The 17428-nt window shown below is 67.1% G+C and carries 18 protein-coding genes; 6 read left to right on the top strand and 12 right to left on the bottom strand.

What is annotated here, in order from left to right; genetic code table 11:
* Positions 1–18: 18 nt before the first annotated feature.
* Both AC13FN_RS17295 and AC13FN_RS17300 read right to left on the bottom strand, forming a co-directional pair.
* Positions 19–672: a hypothetical protein gene (locus tag AC13FN_RS17295; protein WP_312392749.1), complete on the bottom strand. Its 654-nt coding sequence runs from the start codon at positions 670–672 to the stop codon at positions 19–21.
* A gap of 43 nt (positions 673–715) precedes the next feature.
* Positions 716–2464 (bottom strand): glutamine--tRNA ligase/YqeY domain fusion protein, encoded by a 1749-nt coding sequence (locus AC13FN_RS17300; RefSeq protein ID WP_049435561.1) that lies wholly within the window; start codon positions 2462–2464, stop codon positions 716–718.
* Positions 2465–2618: 154 nt separating this feature from the next.
* Between AC13FN_RS17300 and AC13FN_RS17305 the strand changes: the two genes are divergently transcribed.
* Both AC13FN_RS17305 and msrA read left to right on the top strand, forming a co-directional pair.
* The gene (locus AC13FN_RS17305) at positions 2619–2882 is read left to right on the top strand and encodes a putative signal transducing protein (RefSeq protein WP_010481810.1); all 264 of its coding nucleotides are present in this window, start codon (positions 2619–2621) and stop codon (positions 2880–2882) included.
* A gap of 30 nt (positions 2883–2912) precedes the next feature.
* Positions 2913–3578, top strand: a complete 666-nt coding sequence (gene msrA, locus AC13FN_RS17310; protein ID WP_482985126.1) for a peptide-methionine (S)-S-oxide reductase MsrA — start codon at positions 2913–2915, stop codon at positions 3576–3578.
* Between the two features lie 602 nt (positions 3579–4180).
* Here msrA and AC13FN_RS17315 read toward each other — a convergent pair.
* The 5 genes from AC13FN_RS17315 to ahpC form a co-directional block, all read right to left on the bottom strand.
* Positions 4181–5137, bottom strand: a complete 957-nt coding sequence (locus AC13FN_RS17315) for a transaldolase (RefSeq protein WP_312394012.1) — start codon at positions 5135–5137, stop codon at positions 4181–4183.
* A gap of 50 nt (positions 5138–5187) precedes the next feature.
* Positions 5188–5592: a nucleoside diphosphate kinase regulator gene (rnk, locus tag AC13FN_RS17320; RefSeq protein ID WP_005408156.1), complete on the bottom strand. Its 405-nt coding sequence runs from the start codon at positions 5590–5592 to the stop codon at positions 5188–5190.
* A gap of 123 nt (positions 5593–5715) precedes the next feature.
* Entirely contained in the window at positions 5716–6678 is a 963-nt protein-coding gene (locus AC13FN_RS17325; RefSeq protein WP_049436468.1) for a LysR substrate-binding domain-containing protein, read from the bottom strand.
* Positions 6679–6763: 85 nt separating this feature from the next.
* Positions 6764–8356 (bottom strand): alkyl hydroperoxide reductase subunit F, encoded by a 1593-nt coding sequence (gene ahpF, locus AC13FN_RS17330; RefSeq protein ID WP_312394010.1) that lies wholly within the window; start codon positions 8354–8356, stop codon positions 6764–6766.
* A gap of 225 nt (positions 8357–8581) precedes the next feature.
* On the bottom strand, positions 8582–9145 hold the full coding sequence (ahpC, locus tag AC13FN_RS17335; RefSeq protein WP_049436466.1) for an alkyl hydroperoxide reductase subunit C: 564 nt from the start codon (positions 9143–9145) through the stop codon (positions 8582–8584).
* A gap of 354 nt (positions 9146–9499) precedes the next feature.
* Between ahpC and prmC the strand changes: the two genes are divergently transcribed.
* Together prmC and pip are read left to right on the top strand one after the other, a co-directional pair.
* Complete coding sequence (gene prmC, locus AC13FN_RS17340) at positions 9500–10357, top strand: peptide chain release factor N(5)-glutamine methyltransferase (protein ID WP_482995116.1); 858 nt, start codon at positions 9500–9502, stop codon at positions 10355–10357.
* A gap of 48 nt (positions 10358–10405) precedes the next feature.
* The gene (pip, locus tag AC13FN_RS17345; protein WP_329760111.1) at positions 10406–11347 is read left to right on the top strand and encodes a prolyl aminopeptidase; all 942 of its coding nucleotides are present in this window, start codon (positions 10406–10408) and stop codon (positions 11345–11347) included.
* Between the two features lie 76 nt (positions 11348–11423).
* Here the strand turns inward: pip and AC13FN_RS17350 are convergent, their stop codons facing one another.
* Positions 11424–12308 (bottom strand): LysR family transcriptional regulator, encoded by an 885-nt coding sequence (locus AC13FN_RS17350; protein ID WP_482985127.1) that lies wholly within the window; start codon positions 12306–12308, stop codon positions 11424–11426.
* A 106-nt stretch (positions 12309–12414) separates the two neighbouring features.
* Here AC13FN_RS17350 and AC13FN_RS17355 point away from each other — a divergent pair, with 106 nt between their 5' ends.
* Positions 12415–13833, top strand: a complete 1419-nt coding sequence (locus tag AC13FN_RS17355; protein ID WP_329924201.1) for an MFS transporter — start codon at positions 12415–12417, stop codon at positions 13831–13833.
* Entirely contained in the window at positions 13830–14501 is a 672-nt protein-coding gene (locus AC13FN_RS17360) for a DUF7716 domain-containing protein (protein WP_281055927.1), read from the top strand. The genes AC13FN_RS17355 and AC13FN_RS17360 overlap by 4 nt, the downstream gene beginning before the upstream one ends.
* A 72-nt stretch (positions 14502–14573) precedes the next feature.
* Here the strand turns inward: AC13FN_RS17360 and AC13FN_RS17365 are convergent, their stop codons facing one another.
* From AC13FN_RS17365 to AC13FN_RS17380, 4 genes are read right to left on the bottom strand one after another with little or no spacing between them, the layout of a single operon-like run.
* Positions 14574–15371 (bottom strand): N-formylglutamate amidohydrolase, encoded by a 798-nt coding sequence (locus tag AC13FN_RS17365; RefSeq protein ID WP_482985113.1) that lies wholly within the window; start codon positions 15369–15371, stop codon positions 14574–14576.
* A complete protein-coding gene (locus AC13FN_RS17370) occupies positions 15364–15918 on the bottom strand; it encodes an NUDIX hydrolase (protein WP_286071023.1) in 555 nt (184 codons plus the stop codon). Before AC13FN_RS17370 ends, AC13FN_RS17365 begins: the two co-directional genes overlap by 8 nt.
* A complete protein-coding gene (locus AC13FN_RS17375; RefSeq protein WP_054171066.1) occupies positions 15915–16850 on the bottom strand; it encodes a 5'-3' exonuclease in 936 nt (311 codons plus the stop codon). The genes AC13FN_RS17370 and AC13FN_RS17375 overlap by 4 nt, the downstream gene beginning before the upstream one ends.
* Positions 16847–17428 carry a nitroreductase family protein gene (locus tag AC13FN_RS17380; RefSeq protein WP_054171072.1) on the bottom strand — a complete coding sequence of 194 codons (582 nt, stop codon included), beginning with the start codon at positions 17426–17428 and terminating at the stop codon, positions 16847–16849. The genes AC13FN_RS17375 and AC13FN_RS17380 overlap by 4 nt, the downstream gene beginning before the upstream one ends.

Raw genomic sequence — 17428 nt, forward strand, 5'->3', positions numbered from 1 at the left:
CAGGCAGGGCCTGGAAATCTAACGGTCGAGAGCGTCGAGTTCGGCGCGATATCGCTGCGCGTCGGATTGCTGCTGCGGATCGTTGCCGTGGTCGCGCAGCCAGGTTTCCAGCTCGCGGCGATAGTCCGCGCGGAAATCGGCATTGCCCGGGCTGAAGTGCAGCTTGCGTGCCGCCACCTCCACGCGCTCGCGCGCACTGGCACGGGCCTGGGCGATGCCGTGCGGGGATTCGTTGGTGAGGATGACGAAGTTGCGCGGGAAACCCGGCGTGTACTTCACCACGAACGGCTGGTCGGGCGCCGGGATGCGGATGGCATTCTCCAGCGGCCACAGTGAGGCGGTGTTGGTGTGGAACACCACTTCCACATCGCGGCCTTCGGCAGTGCGCAGTACCGCTTCGTAGCGCCAGATGTACTGCTCGTTCATCGTCGAGCTGGTCCGCTCGGACTTCACGATCACCGCTTCACCACGCTCGCCCACTACGTTGAGGAAGGCGGCGTTGAGAAAGTGGCCGAGGAAGATGTTGAGCATCGCCAGCGGGAACACCACGATGGCGTAGCCCGGAAAGCGCCGCCACCACGAGACCAGCCCGGCCAGCACCATCGCCGAAAAGAACGTCAGCAGCGGATGCTGCGAGATGAACCAGAGCAGGGCGGAGAGGGCGGTGATCATCGTCGGGTTCGTGCGGGCGCCTTCCCGGCGCCCGCGCAGGTCCTCAGGCCGACCAGGTGTCGCGCAGGGTCACGCTGCGGTTGAACACCGGCTTGGCCTCGGTGTGGTCGCGGCGATCGGCCACGAAGTAGCCGGTACGCTCGAACTGGAACGACTGCTCCGGCGCGGCGCTGGCCGCGGCCGGCTCGACATAGCCGGTGACGGTGCGGCGCGATTCCGGGTTGAGGTAATCGCGGTAGGTCTTGCCTTCCGATTCGTCGTCCGGGTTCGGCACCGAGAACAGGCGGTCGTACAGGCGGATCTCGGCCGGTACGCCGTGCACGGCGCTGACCCAGTGGATGGTGCCCTTGACCTTGCGGTTGGCGCCTTCCATGCCCGGACGCGATTCCGGATCCAGCCAGCCGCGCAGCTCGGTGATGGTGCCGTCGGCATCCTTGATCACTTCATCGCAGCGGATGATGCCGGCGCCGCGCAGGCGCACTTCGCCACCCGGGACCAGGCGCTTCCAGCCCTTCGGCGGTACTTCGGCGAAGTCCTCGCGGTCGATCCACACTTCGCGTGCGAACGGTACTTCGCGGCTGCCGAAGCTCTCGTCCTTCGGGTGGTTGCTGAAGGTCAGCTGTTCTTCGTGGCCTTCCGGCAGGTTGCTCAGCACCAGCTTGACCGGATCGATCACCGCCATGCGGCGCGGCGCGGCACTGTCCAGGTCTTCGCGCAGCGCGCCTTCCAGCACGCTGAAGTCGATCAGCGAGTTCTGCTTGCTGATGCCCACGCGCTCGGCGAACAGGCGCATCGCGGCCGGGGTGTAGCCACGGCGACGCAGGCCCTGCAGGGTCGGCATGCGCGGGTCTTCCCAACCGTCCACCAGCTGTTCGGTGACCAGCGCCATCAGCTTGCGCTTGCTCATCACCGTGTAGTTGATGTTCAGGCGGGAGAACTCGATCTGGCGCGGCTTGGCTGCTTCGCGCGGCAGGCCGGCATCGACCAGCGGCTGGGTCAGCGCATCGTCATGGGCGAAATCGACGTTGTCCACGCACCAGTCGTACAGCGGGCGGTGGTCTTCGAATTCCAGCGTGCACAACGAGTGGGTGATGCCCTCGATCGAATCACCCAGGGCGTGGGCGAAGTCGTACATCGGGTAGATCGGCCACGCGTTGCCGGTGTTCTGGTGCTCGACGTGCTTGATGCGGTACAGCGCCGGATCGCGCAGGTTGATGTTGCCGCTGGCCATGTCGATCTTGGCGCGCAGGGTACGCGCGCCATCCGGGAATTCACCGGCCCGCATGCGGCGGAACAGGTCGAGGTTTTCCTCGACGCTGCGGTCGCGCCACGGCGACGGGCGGCCCGGCTCGGTCAGGGTGCCGCGGTAAGCGCGCACTTCCTCGGCCGACAGGTCGCAGACATAGGCCTTGCCCTGTTCGATCAGCTTCTCGGCGGCCAGGTAATAAGTCTGGAAGTAGTCCGAGGCGTGGCGCAGCTCGTTCCAGCTGAAGCCCAGCCAGCGCACGTCGTCCTGGATCGCGGCCACGTATTCCGGATCTTCCTTGGCCGGGTTGGTGTCGTCGAAACGCAGGTTGCAGACGCCGCTGAATTCACCGGCGATGCCGAAGTTCAGGCAGATCGACTTGGCGTGGCCGATGTGCAGGTAGCCGTTCGGCTCCGGCGGGAAGCGGGTCTTGATCGCCTGGTGCTTTCCGCTGGCCAGGTCCTCGCGCACGATCTGGCGGATGAAATCGCGCTTTTCGTGGCTGTCGGCGGGGGTCTCGGGGCTGGCGGGGGTGTGCTCGGACATGAGTCGGCGAAAAAGAAAGGCAGAAAGACCAACAGTCTAGCGCGTACGGGGCATGGCTGCCCGGTAGGGCTGGCCGTGGGAATGGTCATGCGCCGTCACCACCACCATTCAGCCCCCGGGCGTATGCTGGAACCCTGTCCCACGGAGCCGCCGCATGCACATCGTGTACAAGGCCGACAACCTGTTCGACGCCCACCTGGTCAAGCACGCGCTGGAAGATGCCGGCATCCCGGCCTTCGTGTTCGGCGAGTCGCTGCTGGGTGGCATGGGTGAGCTGCCGCTGTTCGGCGTGCTGCGGGTGGGCATCCCCGACGCGGCGCGGCCGCAGGCCGAGGACATCGTGGCGGCGCTGGACTTGGGCCACGCGCCGGACGCCCCCATTTCAGATGCAGACGACATAGCCGGACTTCCGGCGTAGGAGCGCATCATGTTGGGAATTGGCGAGGGCATCCTCGGCATCGGCGCCTTCAAGCAGCGCCTGCCGCGCCCGGAAGAGGCGCTGCCGGGGCGTGACCAACCGCTGCCGCTGCACAGCAACCAGCACTTCGTGAACAGCCATCCGCTGAAGGACCGTTTCGCCGGCCTGCAGCAGATCCGTTTCGCGCTGGGCTGCTTCTGGGGCGCCGAGCGCAAGTTCTGGACCGAACCGGGCGTGTACAGCACCTCGGTCGGCTATGCAGGTGGCATCACCCCGAATCCGACCTATGAAGAGGTCTGTTCGGGCCTGACCGGCCATACCGAAGTGGTGCAGGTGGTGTTCGATCCGGCAGTGATGAGCCTGGAGCGGCTGCTGCAGCTGTTCTGGGAGAGCCACGACCCGACCCAGGGCATGCGCCAGGGCAACGACACCGGCACCCAGTACCGCTCGGCGATCCACGCCACCGACGAGTCGCAGTACGCCGCAGCGCTGGCCAGCCGCGAGGCCTACCAGGCGCAGCTGGATGCGGCCGGTTACGGCCCGATCACCACCGAGATCGTGTACCCGGCGCCGGCGTACTACTACGCCGAGGACTATCACCAGCAGTACCTGGCGAAGAACCCGAATGGCTATTGCGGCATCGGCGGCACCGGCGTGAGCTGCCCGATCGGGCTGGATGTGGAGGCGCCGCGCTGACGCGCGGAGGTCCGCCTGCGGCGGGCAGAAGCCAAAGCCAAAGCCAAAGCCAAAGCGGCTCTGGGTTGCTGATGGTTTGGCGGGACGGGGGCGGCTGGCAGGACACGCCGTAAACCCGTCCTTGGGGGCTCGATGGCGCCTTGCTCGTGTGCGCTGTCCTGCGCACACGGCAAGACCGGGGTTGGGCGTCCTGCCCAACCCGCCCGAGGCATGCCTCGGGCCCATGGCGCCAACGGTCCTGCCAACCCACACCGCCCCACCCCCGACAGTTTCCTGGTGACGGTGGGCAACAGCGTTTGGGTTACTGACGACCTGATGGAAAACAAAAAGGACGCGGCATTCGCCGCGTCCTTTTTGTTTGTGAGCAAGCGCAGCGCGCGACCCGCTTTTGCTCTTCTTTTCTTTCTTCCGTGGCGGACCACTGCAGGAAATTGTCGAAGGCAGGGCGGGTGGGCCGTGCAGGGGCGTGAGCCGCATGGATGCGGCGACCGAGCTTACATGGACGTACTTGCAGCGTCCCCTGCATGGCCCACCCGCCCTGCCAATCCCACGATCTGCCTTATGCGGTCCGCCACGAGGGGCTCAGCCGTTGGCCGGAACCCTTACAGCGCCTCGCGGATCCGCTGACGAAGTGCTTCCAGATCCTTGGCAAACGCATCGATACCCGTCGCCAGCTTCTCGGTCGCCATCGGATCGGCCGCCAGATCCGCCGCGAACTTCGCCGCATCGATCGGGGTCACCGCCACGCCGTCGGCGGCACCGACCACCAGCTTGCGCGGCAGCGCGCCGTGGTCGGCGTCCAGCTTCTCCAGCAGGTCCGGCGAAATCGTCAGGCGGTCGCAGCCGGCCAGCGCTTCGATCTGCGCGGTCGAACGGAACGAGGCGCCCATCACCACCGTCGGCGAACCGCGGCGCTTGAATTCGGCATACACGCCACGCACGAACTTCACGCCCGGGTCTTCGTCGATGCTGGCCGGGGTCTGGCCGTTGGCCACGTACCAGTCCAGGATGCGGCCGACGAACGGCGAGATCAGGAACGCGCCGGCTTCGCTGCAGGCCAGTGCCTGGGTCGGGTTGAAGATCAGGGTCAGGTTGCAGTCGATACCCTCGGCCTGCAGGATGCGCGCGGCTTCCACGCCTTCCCAGGTCGCGGCGATCTTGATCAGGATCTTCTCGCGCGGCACGCCGGCATCAGCGTACATCTGGATGAACTGGCGGGCCTTGGCCACGGTGGCGGCGGTGTCGTAAGCCTGGTCGGCATCCACTTCGGTGGACACGCGGCCCGGCACCAGCGTGCTCAGCAGCGCGCCGACGCCGATGGTCAGGCGGTCGGCCACGGCATGCACCACGGCTTCGCGGTCGCCACTCTGCTGGCGGCCCCAGGCCAGTTCGCGTTCGATCAGCTCGGCGTAGACCGGCAGGTCCAGCGCCTTCTTCACCAGGGTCGGGTTGGTGGTGCAGTCCACCGGCTGCAGGCGCTTGATGGCGTCGTAGTCACCGGTATCGGCAACGACCACGGACAGTTCGCGCAGCTGGGACAGTTTGGACGGGGTACTCATTACGGCTCCTGGTGCAGGGGGATCGAATCGCGCGCGGTGCGCAGCGGTAATCAGGGGCGGTCGTTGTGGACCGCGGTCACGCGCAGGCGCAGCTTGCGGCCGCCGGGCGCGTTCCAGTCGATGCTCTGGCCGATCGAAAGGCCGAGCAGGGCACTGCCGACCGGGGCCAGCACGGAAACCTTTCCTTCATCGACGTTGGCTTCGCGGGGGAAGACCAGGGTCAGGACGTGCTTCTCGCCCGAGACTTCATCTTCGCACTCCACGCGCGAATGCATCATGACGATGCCTTCGGGAATCTGGTCCGGTGCCAGCACGGTGGCACGGTTGAGTTCTTCAGCAAGCGCGAGCGCGGCAGGCGTCTGGCTCAGCGCAGGGGATTCGAGCATGGCGTCCAGGCGGTCCATGTCGAAGGTGGAAACGGTGATCGACGGCGGCAGGCCGCTGGCGGTACTCATGGTGAAGCTCCTTGGTTGAAAGCCATGCAAAAGGCGGCACCTGCTGGCGCCGCCTGTCTGTATTGTGGGGACAAATGCGGCCGGAATCGACTCCTGCCGATTCCAGGCCGGTACTGCGGGGGCTCAGCCGTTCAGCGCGGGGCCGGGCAGGGCGGCAGTGTCGCCGGCGGCGTTGACCGCCTCCAGGGTGAACAGCGCCTGCGGCAGGCGCTTGAACTGGTCGGCCAGCTCCATCAGGAAGTCGTTCATGGCCGAGCTGCGGCGCCAGATCATGGCGATGCGGCGGCTGGGACGGCCCTCGCCGGTGAAGTCGAGCAGGCGGATGTTGTTCGAGCGCGGGACCGGCGGCTGCACCGACAGGCTCGGCAGCAGGGTGATGCCGACGTCGGCGGCAACCATCTGCCGCAGCGTCTCCAGGCTGGTGGCGCGGAACTCGGACTTCTCGTTGGCACCGAACAGGCGGCAGACTTCCAGCGCCTGGTCGCGCAGGCAATGCCCGTCTTCCAGCAGCAGCAGCTTCTGCGTGGCCAGTTCCTGCACGTCCAGGTGTTCGCGACGGGCCAGCGGGTGGCGCCCGGACACGGCCAGCAGGAACGGCTCCTCGAACAGGAACTCGGCGTGCAGCTGATCGTCGATCACCGGCAGGGCCAGCAGCGCAGCATCGAGTTTGCCTTCGCGCAGGCGGTCGAGCAGCACATCGCTCTTTTCCTCGACCAGCAGCAGTTCCAGCTCCGGGAAGCGATCGCGGATGCGCGGGATCACATGCGGAAGCAGGTACGGGCCCAGGGTCGGGAAGATCCCCAGGCGCACCGTACCGGCTTCCGGATCGCGGCTGCGTCGCGCCGCTTCCTTCAGTTGTTCCACTTCGGACACGATCACTCGCGCCCGCGCGGCAGCCTCCTGGCCGGCCGGGGTCAGCATCACCTTGCGCGGTGCGCGTTCCACCAGTGGCAGGCCCAGCTCTTCTTCCAGCTTGCGGATCTGCGTGGACAGCGTTGGCTGGCTGACGAAGCAGGAGGCGGCAGCCCGGCCGAAATGCTTGTGGTCGGCCAGGGCTACCAGGTACTTCAGATCACGTAGGTTCATCCTTACACCCCAGGGGTAACGGACCGGCTGACGGCGTGGTTACCCGACAGGCAGACAATGTTCCCGGTGATCTGGGAACGGTGGATCAGGCAGCTTCAGCAACGGCACCGCTGCTGCTGCTCACCGACGAGCGGATCAGGTGGTCGAACGCGCTCAGTGCGGCGGTCGAACCGGCGCCCATGGCGATGATGATCTGCTTGTAGGGTACCGTCGTGCAATCGCCGGCGGCGAAAACACCCGGCAGGTTGGTCTGGCCGCGGTCGTCGATGACGACTTCGCCACGCGGCGACAGCGCCACGGTGTCCTTCAGCCACTCGGTGTTGGGCAGCAGGCCGATCTGCACGAAGATGCCTTCCAGCTCGACGCGGTGGGCGTCGCCGCCGACGCGGTCCTTGTAGACCAGGCCAGTGACACGGCTGCCGTCGCCCAGCACTTCGGTGGTCTGCGCGCTGGTCAACACGGTGACGTTGGCCAGGCTGCGCAGTTTCTTCTGCAGCACTTCATCGGCGCGCAGGCTGGAATCGAACTCCAGCAGGGTTACATGCGACACGATGCCGGCCAGATCGATGGCCGCTTCCACGCCGGAGTTGCCACCGCCGATCACCGCCACGCGCTTGCCCTTGAACAGCGGACCATCGCAATGCGGGCAGTAGGCCACGCCCTTGTTGCGGTACTGGTCTTCGCCCGGCACGTTCATCTGCCGCCAGCGTGCGCCGGTGGACAGGATCACCGAACGCGACTTCAGCACTGCGCCGTTCTCCAGCTGCACCTGCACCAGGCCGTCTTCACCGGCCGGCACCAGCGCGCTGGCGCGCTGCAGGTTCATGATGTCCACCTCGTACTCGCGCACGTGCTGTTCCAGCGCCGTGGCCAGCTTCGGGCCTTCGGTCTCCTTCACCGAAATGAAGTTCTCGATCGCCATGGTGTCCAGCACCTGGCCACCGAAACGCTCGGCGGCGATGCCGGTGCGGATGCCCTTGCGTGCGGCGTAGATCGCTGCTGCCGCGCCGGCCGGGCCACCGCCCACCACCAGCACATCGAAGGCGTCCTTGGCGGCGATTTTCTCGGCATCGCGCTTGCCGGCATTGGTATCCAGCTTGGCCACGATCTGCTCGAGGGTCATGCGGCCCTGGTCGAAGACTTCACCGTTGAGGTACACGGTCGGCACCGACATGATCTCGCGCTTCTCGACTTCGTCCTGGAACAGGGCACCGTCGATGGCCACGTGCTGGATGCGCGGGTTGAGGACCGCGGCCAGGTTCAGCGCCTGCACCACGTCCGGGCAGTTCTGGCAGGACAGCGAGAAGTAGGTTTCGAACCGGTACTCGCCTTCCAGGTTCTGCACCTGCTCGATCAGCTCGGCGGTGGCCTTGGACGGGTGGCCGCCCACCTGCAGCAGGGCCAGCACCAGCGAGGTGAACTCGTGGCCCATCGGCAGGCCGGCGAAGGTCAGGTGGATATCCTGGCCCGGCGTGCCCAGGTCGAACGAGGGCACTCGGCCCTGGCCGTCACGCAGCACCTGCAGCGAGATCTTGTCCGACAGGCTTTCCAGGGTCTGCAGCAGTTCCAGCATTTCCTGCGACTTGGCGCCGTCGTCGGCGTGCGCGGTGATCTGGATCGGGCGGGTCACGCGCTCCAGATAGGTCTTCAGCTGCGACTGCAGGTTGGCGTCCAACATCGGGTCATCTCCTGGCTTCAGGCAAACAGGGGGTGTGGCACCGCTGTAGAAGGTAGCGGACCAGCAGGGGGTAGGGGTGAACCCAAGACAGCGACCGTGGAAGGGGCTGGCTGGCCAAGGCTGGCGCGCGTTGGCTGTCTTGGGTTCACCCCCACGCCGGCGGGGGGACCGGCACGGGGATGAAAGGCGCGCGGTGGCGTGGGGCCACGGCAGGCCGGTACTGCTTTAGATCTTGCCGACCAGGTCCAGCGACGGGGTCAGGGTCTTCTCGCCTTCCTTCCACTTGGCCGGGCAGACCTGGTTCGGGTTGGCGGCGGTGAACTGGGCAGCCTTCAGCTTGCGCAGGGTCTCGGAGACGTCACGGGCGATCTCGTTGGAGTGGATCTCCAGGGTCTTGATCACGCCTTCCGGGTTGATGATGAAGGTGCCGCGCAGGGCCAGGCCTTCTTCCGGAATGTGCACGCCGAAGGCATTGGTCAGCTGGTGGGTCGGGTCGCCGACCAGCGGGAACTGGGCCTTGCCGACGGCCGGCGAGGTTTCGTGCCACACCTTGTGCGAGAAGTGGGTATCGGTGGTGACGATGTAGACCTCGGCGCCGGCCTTCTTGAACTCGGCGTAATGGTCAGCCGCGTCCTCGATCTCGGTCGGGCAGTTGAAGGTGAAGGCGGCCGGCATGAAGATCAGGACGGACCACTGGCCCTTCAGGCTGTTGTCGGAAACCTTGATGAACTCGCCATTGTGGTAAGCGTTGGCTTCGAACGGCTGGATCTGGGTGTTGATCAGGGACATCGTTTTTCCTCTGGTGAAGGGGAGTGGGTGAATCGACAGGAGCTAGGTTACCGATTCGCTCGCGATAAGAACAATCCATTGATTGCATCTATTTGATAGATGGAGTCTATCAAAAGGCCATGAGCAGGCACTGAACCTTGCCGCCCTCATCCTGCAACTGCCTGTGTGACAAGGAAAATCGTCCTGGGCGCGTGAAAAGGGCTGATAGCCCCTCCTTATGCGCTCTGGCGAAACCTGAACGGATTCCAGCTTTTTGTAGCGTCAAGCCACGCTCGACGGTGGATCTGTAGAGCCGAGCCGATGCTCGGCTGTTCCAGAAGTAGCCGAGCAGCGGCGCGGGGCTACAAATGGGGGGTGTCTTTACACCCCGAACCCACCCTGCGCCAGATCGTGGCCGAGGCCAGCGCCCGCCTGGGCGGCATCGACGCCCGCCACGAGGCCGAACTGCTGCTGCTGCACGTACTGGAGCGCCCGCGCAGCTGGTTGTTCGCGCACGCCACCGACCCGCTGCCGTCCACCGATCAGGCCACCTTCGAAGTACTGCTGGCCCGCCGCGTGGCCGGTGAGCCGGTGGCCTACCTGACCGGCCGCCGCGGTTTCTGGACGCTGGACCTGGAGGTCGACCCAGCCACGCTGATTCCGCGCCCGGAAACCGAGCTGCTGGTGGAACTGGCGCTCGAGCGCCTGCCGGCCAATCGCGACCTGCAGGTGGCCGACCTCGGCACCGGCAGCGGTGCGATCGCCCTGGCGCTGGCCAGCGAGCGGCCGCAGGCGCAGGTGCTGGCCACCGATGCCAGCCCGGGCGCGCTGGCCGTGGCCAAGCGCAACGCCGCGCGCCATGAACTGCGCAACGTGCGCTTCGCCGAGGGCGGGCACGACTGGTATGCGCCGCTGCAGGGCGCGCGTTTCGACCTGATAGCAAGCAACCCGCCGTACATCGCCAGCGACGACCCGCATCTGGAACAGGGCGACCTGCGTTTTGAACCGGCCACCGCGCTGGCCTCCGGCGTGGATGGCCTGGATGACATCCGCCGCATCGTCGACGGTGGCCAGGCCCACCTGCTGCCCGATGGTTGGCTGCTGATCGAGCACGGTTGGGACCAGGGCGAGGCGATCCGCACGCTGTTCGACGCAGCGGGTTTTGCCGAGGTGCAGACTGTGCAGGACCTGGAGCAGCGCGACCGCATCACTCTGGGCCGGCGTCCGGCCTAGAATGGAGGTTCTCCTGCCCCGGCAGGGCATCACCCTGGAGCTGCAAGCATGCGTACGCTGTACCCCGCCATCACCCCCTACGAGGTCGGCACCCTGAAGGTCGACGACCGCCACACGCTGTACTTCGAACAGTGCGGCAACCCGGACGGCAAGCCGGTGGTGATGCTGCACGGTGGCCCGGGCGGCGGCTGCAGCGACAAGATGCGCCAGTTCCACGACCCGGCCAAGTACCGGATCATCCTGTTCGACCAGCGCGGTGCCGGCCGTTCGACCCCGCACGCGGACCTGGTGGACAACACCACCTGGGACCTCGTTGCCGATATCGAGAAGCTGCGCGAACACCTCAAGGTCGATCGCTGGCAGGTGTTCGGCGGCAGCTGGGGTTCGACCCTGGCGCTGGCCTATGCCGAAACCCACCCGCAGCGCGTGACCGAACTGGTCCTGCGCGGCATTTTCATGCTGCGTCGCTGGGAGCTGGAATGGTTCTACCAGGAAGGCGCCAACCGCCTGTTCCCGGACGCGTGGGAGCACTACCTGAAGCCGATCCCGTCGGTGGAGCGTCATGACCTGATCTCGGCCTTCCACCGCCGCCTGACCAGCGACGACGAAACCACCCGCCTGGAAGCGGCCAAGGCGTGGGCGGTGTGGGAAGGCGCGACCAGCTTCCTGCATGTTGATGATGACTTCATCAACAGTCACGAAGATCCGCATTTCGCACTGGCGTTCGCCCGCATCGAGAACCACTACTTCGTCAACGGCGGCTTCTTCGAGGTGGAAGACCAGTTGCTGCGCGACGCGCACCGCATCGCCGACATCCCCGGCGTGATCGTGCACGGCCGCTACGACGTGGTCTGCCCGCTGGCCAACGCCTGGGATCTGACCAAGGTGTGGCCGAAGGCAAAGCTGGAAATCACCCCGGCTTCGGGCCATTCGGCGTTCGAGGCCGAGAACGTGGACGCGCTGGTGCGTGCCACCGATAGCTTCGCGTAATGCCCCGGGGTCAGAGCCCTTTCCCACGGAAAGGGCTCTGACCCCAGTCAGGAACCCATCCACGCATGGCGTGGATCTACCAGTCGCCCGCCAGCAACGCGTCGGCCAGTACCTGCAGCTTCGGCGAATGCTGGCGCGACGGCGGGTAGATCAACGACAGTTCGCGGCTGCGGCCCTCGAAGGGCTGCAGCACGCGCTGCAGGCGGCCGTCAGCCAACGCATCGGCCACCGCGAAATCCATCACCTGCACGATGCCGATACCGGCGATGGCCGCTTCCACCAGCGGATCGCCGCTGTCGAACACCATCCGCGTCGGTGGCGTGACCTCACGCAGTTGCCCGTCCTGCAGGAACTGCCAGTCCACCAGCCGGCCACTGCGCAGATTGCGCACCGCCAGGCAGGCGTGATCCTGCAGCGCGGCCACATCGTCCGGTGCGCCACAGCGGGCCAGATAGGCGGGGCTGGCCACCGTCACCCAGCGTAGCGGCCGCAAGGGCCGCGCGACGATGCGCTGGTCGGCGATGACGCCGGTGCGCAGCGCGGCATCGAAGCCTTCCTCGACCAGATCGACCAGGCGGTCGCTGAGCACGGCTTCCACCTGCAACTGCGGATGCTGTTGCAGCAACGGCCCCAGCATTGGCACCAGCACCTTGCGGCCAAACATCGACGGCGCGCTGATCTTCAACGTGCCCGAAGGCGTGCATGGGCGGTCGGCCAGCTGGCGCTCGGCATCGTCGAGGCCGGCCAGCAGGGGGGCCACCTGTTCCACGAACTGGCGGCCATCCGGGGTCAGCGCCACGTTGCGGGTGTTCCGCTGCAGCAGCTTCACCCCCAGCGTCGCCTCCAACCGGCCGATCGCGCGGGACAGCCCGGATTGGCTCAGGCCGAGCTGGCCGGCGGCCACGGTGAAACTGCGGGCTTCGGCCACCTGCACCAGCATGCGCACCGCATTGAGGTCCATCGAGGCTCCATTCATGCTGAAAATCATGACAGATATGGGTGGCAGGGGGTTTATTGATTTGTCCGCATCAATGAGACTGCGCTCCCCCCACCGCTCCAACCCGCCGATGCCTCCCCTCAAATACCCGCGCTGGGCGCTGACCCTGTTGGCCACCGCGCAGCTGATCATCGCCCTGGACGCCACCATCATCTTCGTCGCCCTGCACGACATGGGCCGCGCGCTGCAGATCAACGCGCAGCAGTTGCAATGGGTGGTCAGTGCCTACACCGTCGCCTTCGGCGGCAGCCTGCTGCTGGGTGGCCGCGCCGCCGACCTGATCGGCCGCCGCCGTTTCTACCGGCTGGGCATGCTGCTGTTTGCACTGGCCTCGCTGCTTGGTGCGCTGGCGCCGAATGCGACCCTGCTGATCATCGCGCGTGCCGCACAGGGCGTCGGTGCGGCGCTGCTGTTCCCGGCTACGCTGGCATTGATCAACACGTTGTACGCCGAAGGCCCGGTGCGCAACCGCGCGCTGGCGATCTGGAGCATGGCCAGCGCGGTGGGCCTGGCGCTGGGCACGCTGCTCGGTGGCGTGCTGACCCAGGCGTTCGGCTGGCCGGCGGTGCTGGCGGTAATCGTGCCGCTGGCCACCGCATGTGCGGTCGCTGCCGGTGCGTGGTTGCCGGCCGATGGCCCACGGGTGCAGGGGCGCTCCTTCGACCTGGCCGGCTGCCTCACCGTCACCGCTGGCGGCAGCCTGCTGGTCACCACCCTCGTGCAAGGGCCGGAGTGGGGCTGGACGGCGCCGGCCACGCTCATCTGCCTGCTGCTTTCAGCAGTACTGCTGACCGTGTTCGTGCAGATCGAGAAGCGCAGCCGTGACCCGCTGATGCAGTTTTCGCTGTTGCGCCTGCCCGGCCTGCGCGCGGCACTGGGCCTGACCTTCGCCTTCATGAGCAGCTACGGCGTGCAGTACTACTTCCTGGCGCTGTACTTCCAGGATGGCTATGGCTGGAGCCCGCTGCAGGCTGGCATGGCGTTCCTGCTGCCTACGCTGGTGTGCACCTTCGGCATCCGTATTGCCGAACGCATGCTGCGGCGCCGTTCGCCACGGCAGGTGCTGGCCTGGGGCTTTGCCGCCGGTGCCATCGGCATCGCCGCGGTGGCGCTGGCAATGCCGCATGGCGCCGGCTACTGGCCGCTGCTGCCGGGCATCGTCGTGCTCAGCATCGGCCAGGGCATGAGCTGGACGGCGATGTGGATCGTGGCCGGGCAGGGCGTGCCGGGACCGCAGCAAGGTGTTGCGTCCGGCATGGCGGCCACCGCCCAGCAGATCGGCGGCGCCTTGGGATTGGCGGTACTGGTGATGATCGCCAACGCCACGCGCGGCACGCAGGCGGCAACCAGCCCCGATGCCCTACAGGGCATGGTCAATGCACAGTACGGCGCCGCGCTGTTCGCCGCGCTCGGCGTGGTGATCGCGCTGGGCCTGCGCCCGGCGCCGGTAGACTCGGCAGCGACCGCCTGCCTGAGCACCGACGCATGATCGAACTGCTGGACCTGCAACAGACCCTGCATGCCTTCGCCGCCTGCAACGATGATGATGAGGTGTACGGTTCCTTCGGTTGGGTGCACGCCACCGAGGGCGATCTGCTGCAGGCGCGCTTCTGGTTGCCACCCGATGAGGATGCCGCCTTCGATGAGGACAGCGAGGTCCCGGCTGAAGCGCGCGCGCTGGGCCTGGGCACGTTTCTGGAACCTGCGACGTTTGCGGATGTGCTCGACGTGCAGAAGCGGCAACGCCCGCTGTCGTCGCTGCGGGACTACGCACAGGCGCTGGCGTACTACGCCGAGTACGACGCGTTCCAGCAGGTCGAGGGTATCGACGAGGCCCTGGGCGAAGCGGAAGCTGCGGAACAGGTGGCTGCGCGCGAGGCGGGTGTGGGCACAGGCATCTTCGCGTCCTTCGATCTGACGCTGGGAGCGTGCCTGGAGGGGCAGATCAAAGCCGCAGCCCAGTGCGTGGCGCGCCTGCTGGAGATTCCGGTGGGCGAGGCGTTGGCGCGCTGCCGCGCGTTGCCGCTGGTGCTGGGTGAAGCGCTGGATCGTCGCCGCGCGCAGGCGATCAAGGATGACTTCGACGTCATCGGCGCGACCGTGCAGGTGCACGCGTTCAAGCCGTTCCCGTGGATGGACGCGCCCGTATTGCGTTGAACGACACCATCCACGCATGGCGTGGATCTACTGGGACATCGCGAGTAGAGCCACGCCATGCGTGGATGACGTTCAACCGAACGCCAGCAACTGCGGCTGCAGCGCGCTGAAGATCCGCGCCAGCCGCTCCGCCCACGCCTGCTGCCCGGCCACGTCGGCAATCAGGTCCTGGCGGATCTCCAGTTCCACGTGCACCAGCCCTCGGCCTTCGCCGTGCACCGGCACCGCGTAGTCGCTGGTGCTGCTGACCGAATATGGTTCGTTGTCACCCACCACCAGGTCGCCTTCGTCGCGCAGTGCCTGCAGCAGCGCATGCGCAAAGCGCGTGTCCTGGTGGTAAAGCACGCCGGCCTGCCACGGCCGCTGCGTGCCGTTCATCACTGGGGTGAAGCTGTGCATCATCACCAGCAGGGTGGGGCGGCCGCCATCGCGGCGCGCATCCAGCTCTGCGTCGATGCGCGCGTGGTAGGGCGCGTGGATCGCATCGATGCGTTGCTGGCGCTGTGCCGCCGACAGCCCGGCGTTGCCCGGGACCACGGTGTGGTCGCTCACTTCCGGAATCAGCGTCGGTGAGGCCAGTGGCCGGTTGCAGTCGATCAGCAGCCGCGAATAGGTCTGTTCGATCGCCCAGGCATCCAACCGATCCGCCAGTGCGCGGGTGGTGCCGGCGATGCCGATGTCCCAGCCGATATGGCGGTCAAGTTCGGCCTGGGCCAGGCCGAGCCCGGTCAGCGCACGCGGCACCTGCTGGCCGGCATGGTCGGCCAGCAGCAGGTACGGCGACGCGCCCTGCGCCCGGTGGATCGCGTAGATTGCCGGATCATCGGCGCCCAGCAGCGCCGGCAGCGCATGCAGGTCGGCGTCAGCCACGCGGGCGTCCGTCCAGGTGATGCTCGATCATCCACAGCCCGGCCCAGAGCTTGGCGTCCAGCTCGTAGCCTTCGCCCATCTTCTGCACCAGCCAGGCCGCAGCCTCACTGCGCGGAATCTCGTGCACGGTGATGTCCTCGCTGTCATCACCGCCACCTTCACCGACCCGGCGCAGACCGGTAGCGCGCACGAAGGCGATCTTCTCGCTGCTCGCGCCGGAGGAAGTGGGGCCGATCATCAGCACTTCGGCGTGGTCGGCGGTCCAGCCGGTTTCTTCTTCCAGTTCGCGTACGGCCGAGACTTCGATCGATTCGCCGGCGTGGATGTCGCCGACCAGGCCGGCCGGCATCTCGATGGTGGGGGCCTGCAGCGGCACGCGGAACTGCTCGACGAACAGCACCTTGTCCTCGGGGGTGACGGCGATGATGATCGCTGCCAGGCCGCCGGCATGGGTGCGTTCGCTGTACTCCCAGGTGCCTCGCACCAGCATGCGCTGGTACTTGCCTTCATAGACGACACGCGGGGCTTCGGTGTTGCGCTGGCTCATGCGGGCTCGCTGTGGGTGGGAAGAATGTCGGGTACGCCGGCGGCATCGAACAGCCGGCGGCGGGTCATCGGGCCGAAGCGCAGGGTCTGGCACAGGCCACCGAGCAGCTCCGGGTCGGCCGCCTGGCGCAGCAGGCCGGGTTGGCTGCCTTCCAGCGGCGCGTCCAGCGCGATGGTGGTCAGCTGGCGCCAGAGCAGGGCGTGCTCGCGCTGTTCGCGCAGGCGCACGGCCATTTGCGCGGCACCGCGCAGGCGCAGGAACGGCACTTCGTCCAGGCGTTCGTACAGCGCGTCCATGCTGCCGAAATGGGCCAGCAGCACGGCGGCGGACTTGCTGCCGACACCACTGACGCCGGGAATGTTGTCCACCGCATCGCCGCACAGTGCCAGGTAGTCGGCAATCTGGTGAGCGTGCACGCCGTGCCGTGCCTTCACCCCGGCCACGTCCCAGCGCTGGTTGCGTGCGTAGTCCCACTGCTCGTCGTGGTCCAGCAGCAGCTGCGAGAGGTCCTTGTCGGCGGAAATGATCACCCCGCGGTGGCTGCCACGGTGGACGTGCAGCGCGCTGCCGATCAGGTCATCGGCCTCGTATTCGTGGTGGGCCAACACTGCAAGGCCCAACGCCGCGCACAGCGCCTTGCAGTGCACGAACTGGCGCTTGAGCGCCTCCGGCGCCGGGTCGCGGTTGGCCTTGTAGGCCGGGTACAGGCGGTGGCGGAAGCCGCTGTCCAGCGCTTCGTCGAAGGCGATGGCGATGTGCCGTGGGCGCTCGCGCTCGAGCAGGTCCAGCAGGAAGCGGGCGAAGCCGTGCACCGCGTTGGTCGGCCAGCCCTGCGCGTCCTGGAACTGGTCCGGCAGCGAGTGCCAGGCGCGGAACACGTAGATGCTGGCGTCGACCAGGTACAGCGAGGGCGGCGCTGCCGGCAGGCTCATGCGGGCGGCGTCCAGTCACGCAGCAGGGCCACCGGATCGGGGCGCTCGCGCTCGGGAACGGCGGCCTTCGGCGTGCCGATATGGATGAAACCGGCGATGCCTTCGCCCTCGGACAGCCCCAGATAGGCCTGCACGGCCGGGTCGAAGGCCATCCATGCGGTCAGCCACTGCGCACCGAAGCCCAGCGCCTGCGCGGCCTGCAGCAGGGCGAAGCAGACGCAGCCGGCGGTCATCAGCTGTTCCTGTTCGGGCACTTTCGGGTCCGGACGCGGGCTGGCCACCACCACGATCACCAGCGGCGCATGGCTGAAACGCTGGCGGTCCTTCTCGAATACCGCCTCACCGGCATGCGGGTCGCGCTGGCGGCTGCGCTCGGCCAGGAAGTCGCCCAGAGTGTGACGTGCATCGCCGGCGATCTTCAGGAAGCGGAACGGTACGCGCTTGCCGTGGTCGGGCACGCGCACGGCCGAGGCCAGCATGCGCTGCAGGGTGGCCGGATCCGGTCCGGGCTCGCCCAGTTGCCGCGAGGGCACCGAGCGGCGGGCATCCAGGGCAAGCAGGGCAGCGGGGTCGGGCAT

The sequence above is a fragment of the Stenotrophomonas sp. 115C5 genome, assembly GCF_056861055.1.

Coding starts and splice junctions, on each gene's coding strand:
- AC13FN_RS17315 (WP_312394012.1), bottom strand. CDS start 5,137: ATGAGTACCCCGTCCAAACTGTCCCAGCTGCGCGAACTGTCCGTGGTC.
- AC13FN_RS17295 (WP_312392749.1), bottom strand. CDS start 672: ATGATCACCGCCCTCTCCGCCCTGCTCTGGTTCATCTCGCAGCATCCG.
- AC13FN_RS17325 (WP_049436468.1), bottom strand. CDS start 6,678: ATGAACCTACGTGATCTGAAGTACCTGGTAGCCCTGGCCGACCACAAG.
- ahpF (WP_312394010.1), bottom strand. CDS start 8,356: ATGTTGGACGCCAACCTGCAGTCGCAGCTGAAGACCTATCTGGAGCGC.
- AC13FN_RS17305 (WP_010481810.1), top strand. CDS start 2,619: ATGCACATCGTGTACAAGGCCGACAACCTGTTCGACGCCCACCTGGTC.
- AC13FN_RS17300 (WP_049435561.1), bottom strand. CDS start 2,464: ATGTCCGAGCACACCCCCGCCAGCCCCGAGACCCCCGCCGACAGCCAC.
- AC13FN_RS17380 (WP_054171072.1), bottom strand. CDS start 17,428: ATGCCCGACCCCGCTGCCCTGCTTGCCCTGGATGCCCGCCGCTCGGTG.
- AC13FN_RS17370 (WP_286071023.1), bottom strand. CDS start 15,918: ATGAGCCAGCGCAACACCGAAGCCCCGCGTGTCGTCTATGAAGGCAAG.
- AC13FN_RS17375 (WP_054171066.1), bottom strand. CDS start 16,850: ATGAGCCTGCCGGCAGCGCCGCCCTCGCTGTACCTGGTCGACGCCAGC.
- ahpC (WP_049436466.1), bottom strand. CDS start 9,145: ATGTCCCTGATCAACACCCAGATCCAGCCGTTCGAAGCCAACGCTTAC.
- pip (WP_329760111.1), top strand. CDS start 10,406: ATGCGTACGCTGTACCCCGCCATCACCCCCTACGAGGTCGGCACCCTG.
- rnk (WP_005408156.1), bottom strand. CDS start 5,592: ATGAGTACCGCCAGCGGCCTGCCGCCGTCGATCACCGTTTCCACCTTC.
- AC13FN_RS17360 (WP_281055927.1), top strand. CDS start 13,830: ATGATCGAACTGCTGGACCTGCAACAGACCCTGCATGCCTTCGCCGCC.
- AC13FN_RS17355 (WP_329924201.1), top strand. CDS start 12,415: ATGCCTCCCCTCAAATACCCGCGCTGGGCGCTGACCCTGTTGGCCACC.
- AC13FN_RS17350 (WP_482985127.1), bottom strand. CDS start 12,308: ATGGACCTCAATGCGGTGCGCATGCTGGTGCAGGTGGCCGAAGCCCGC.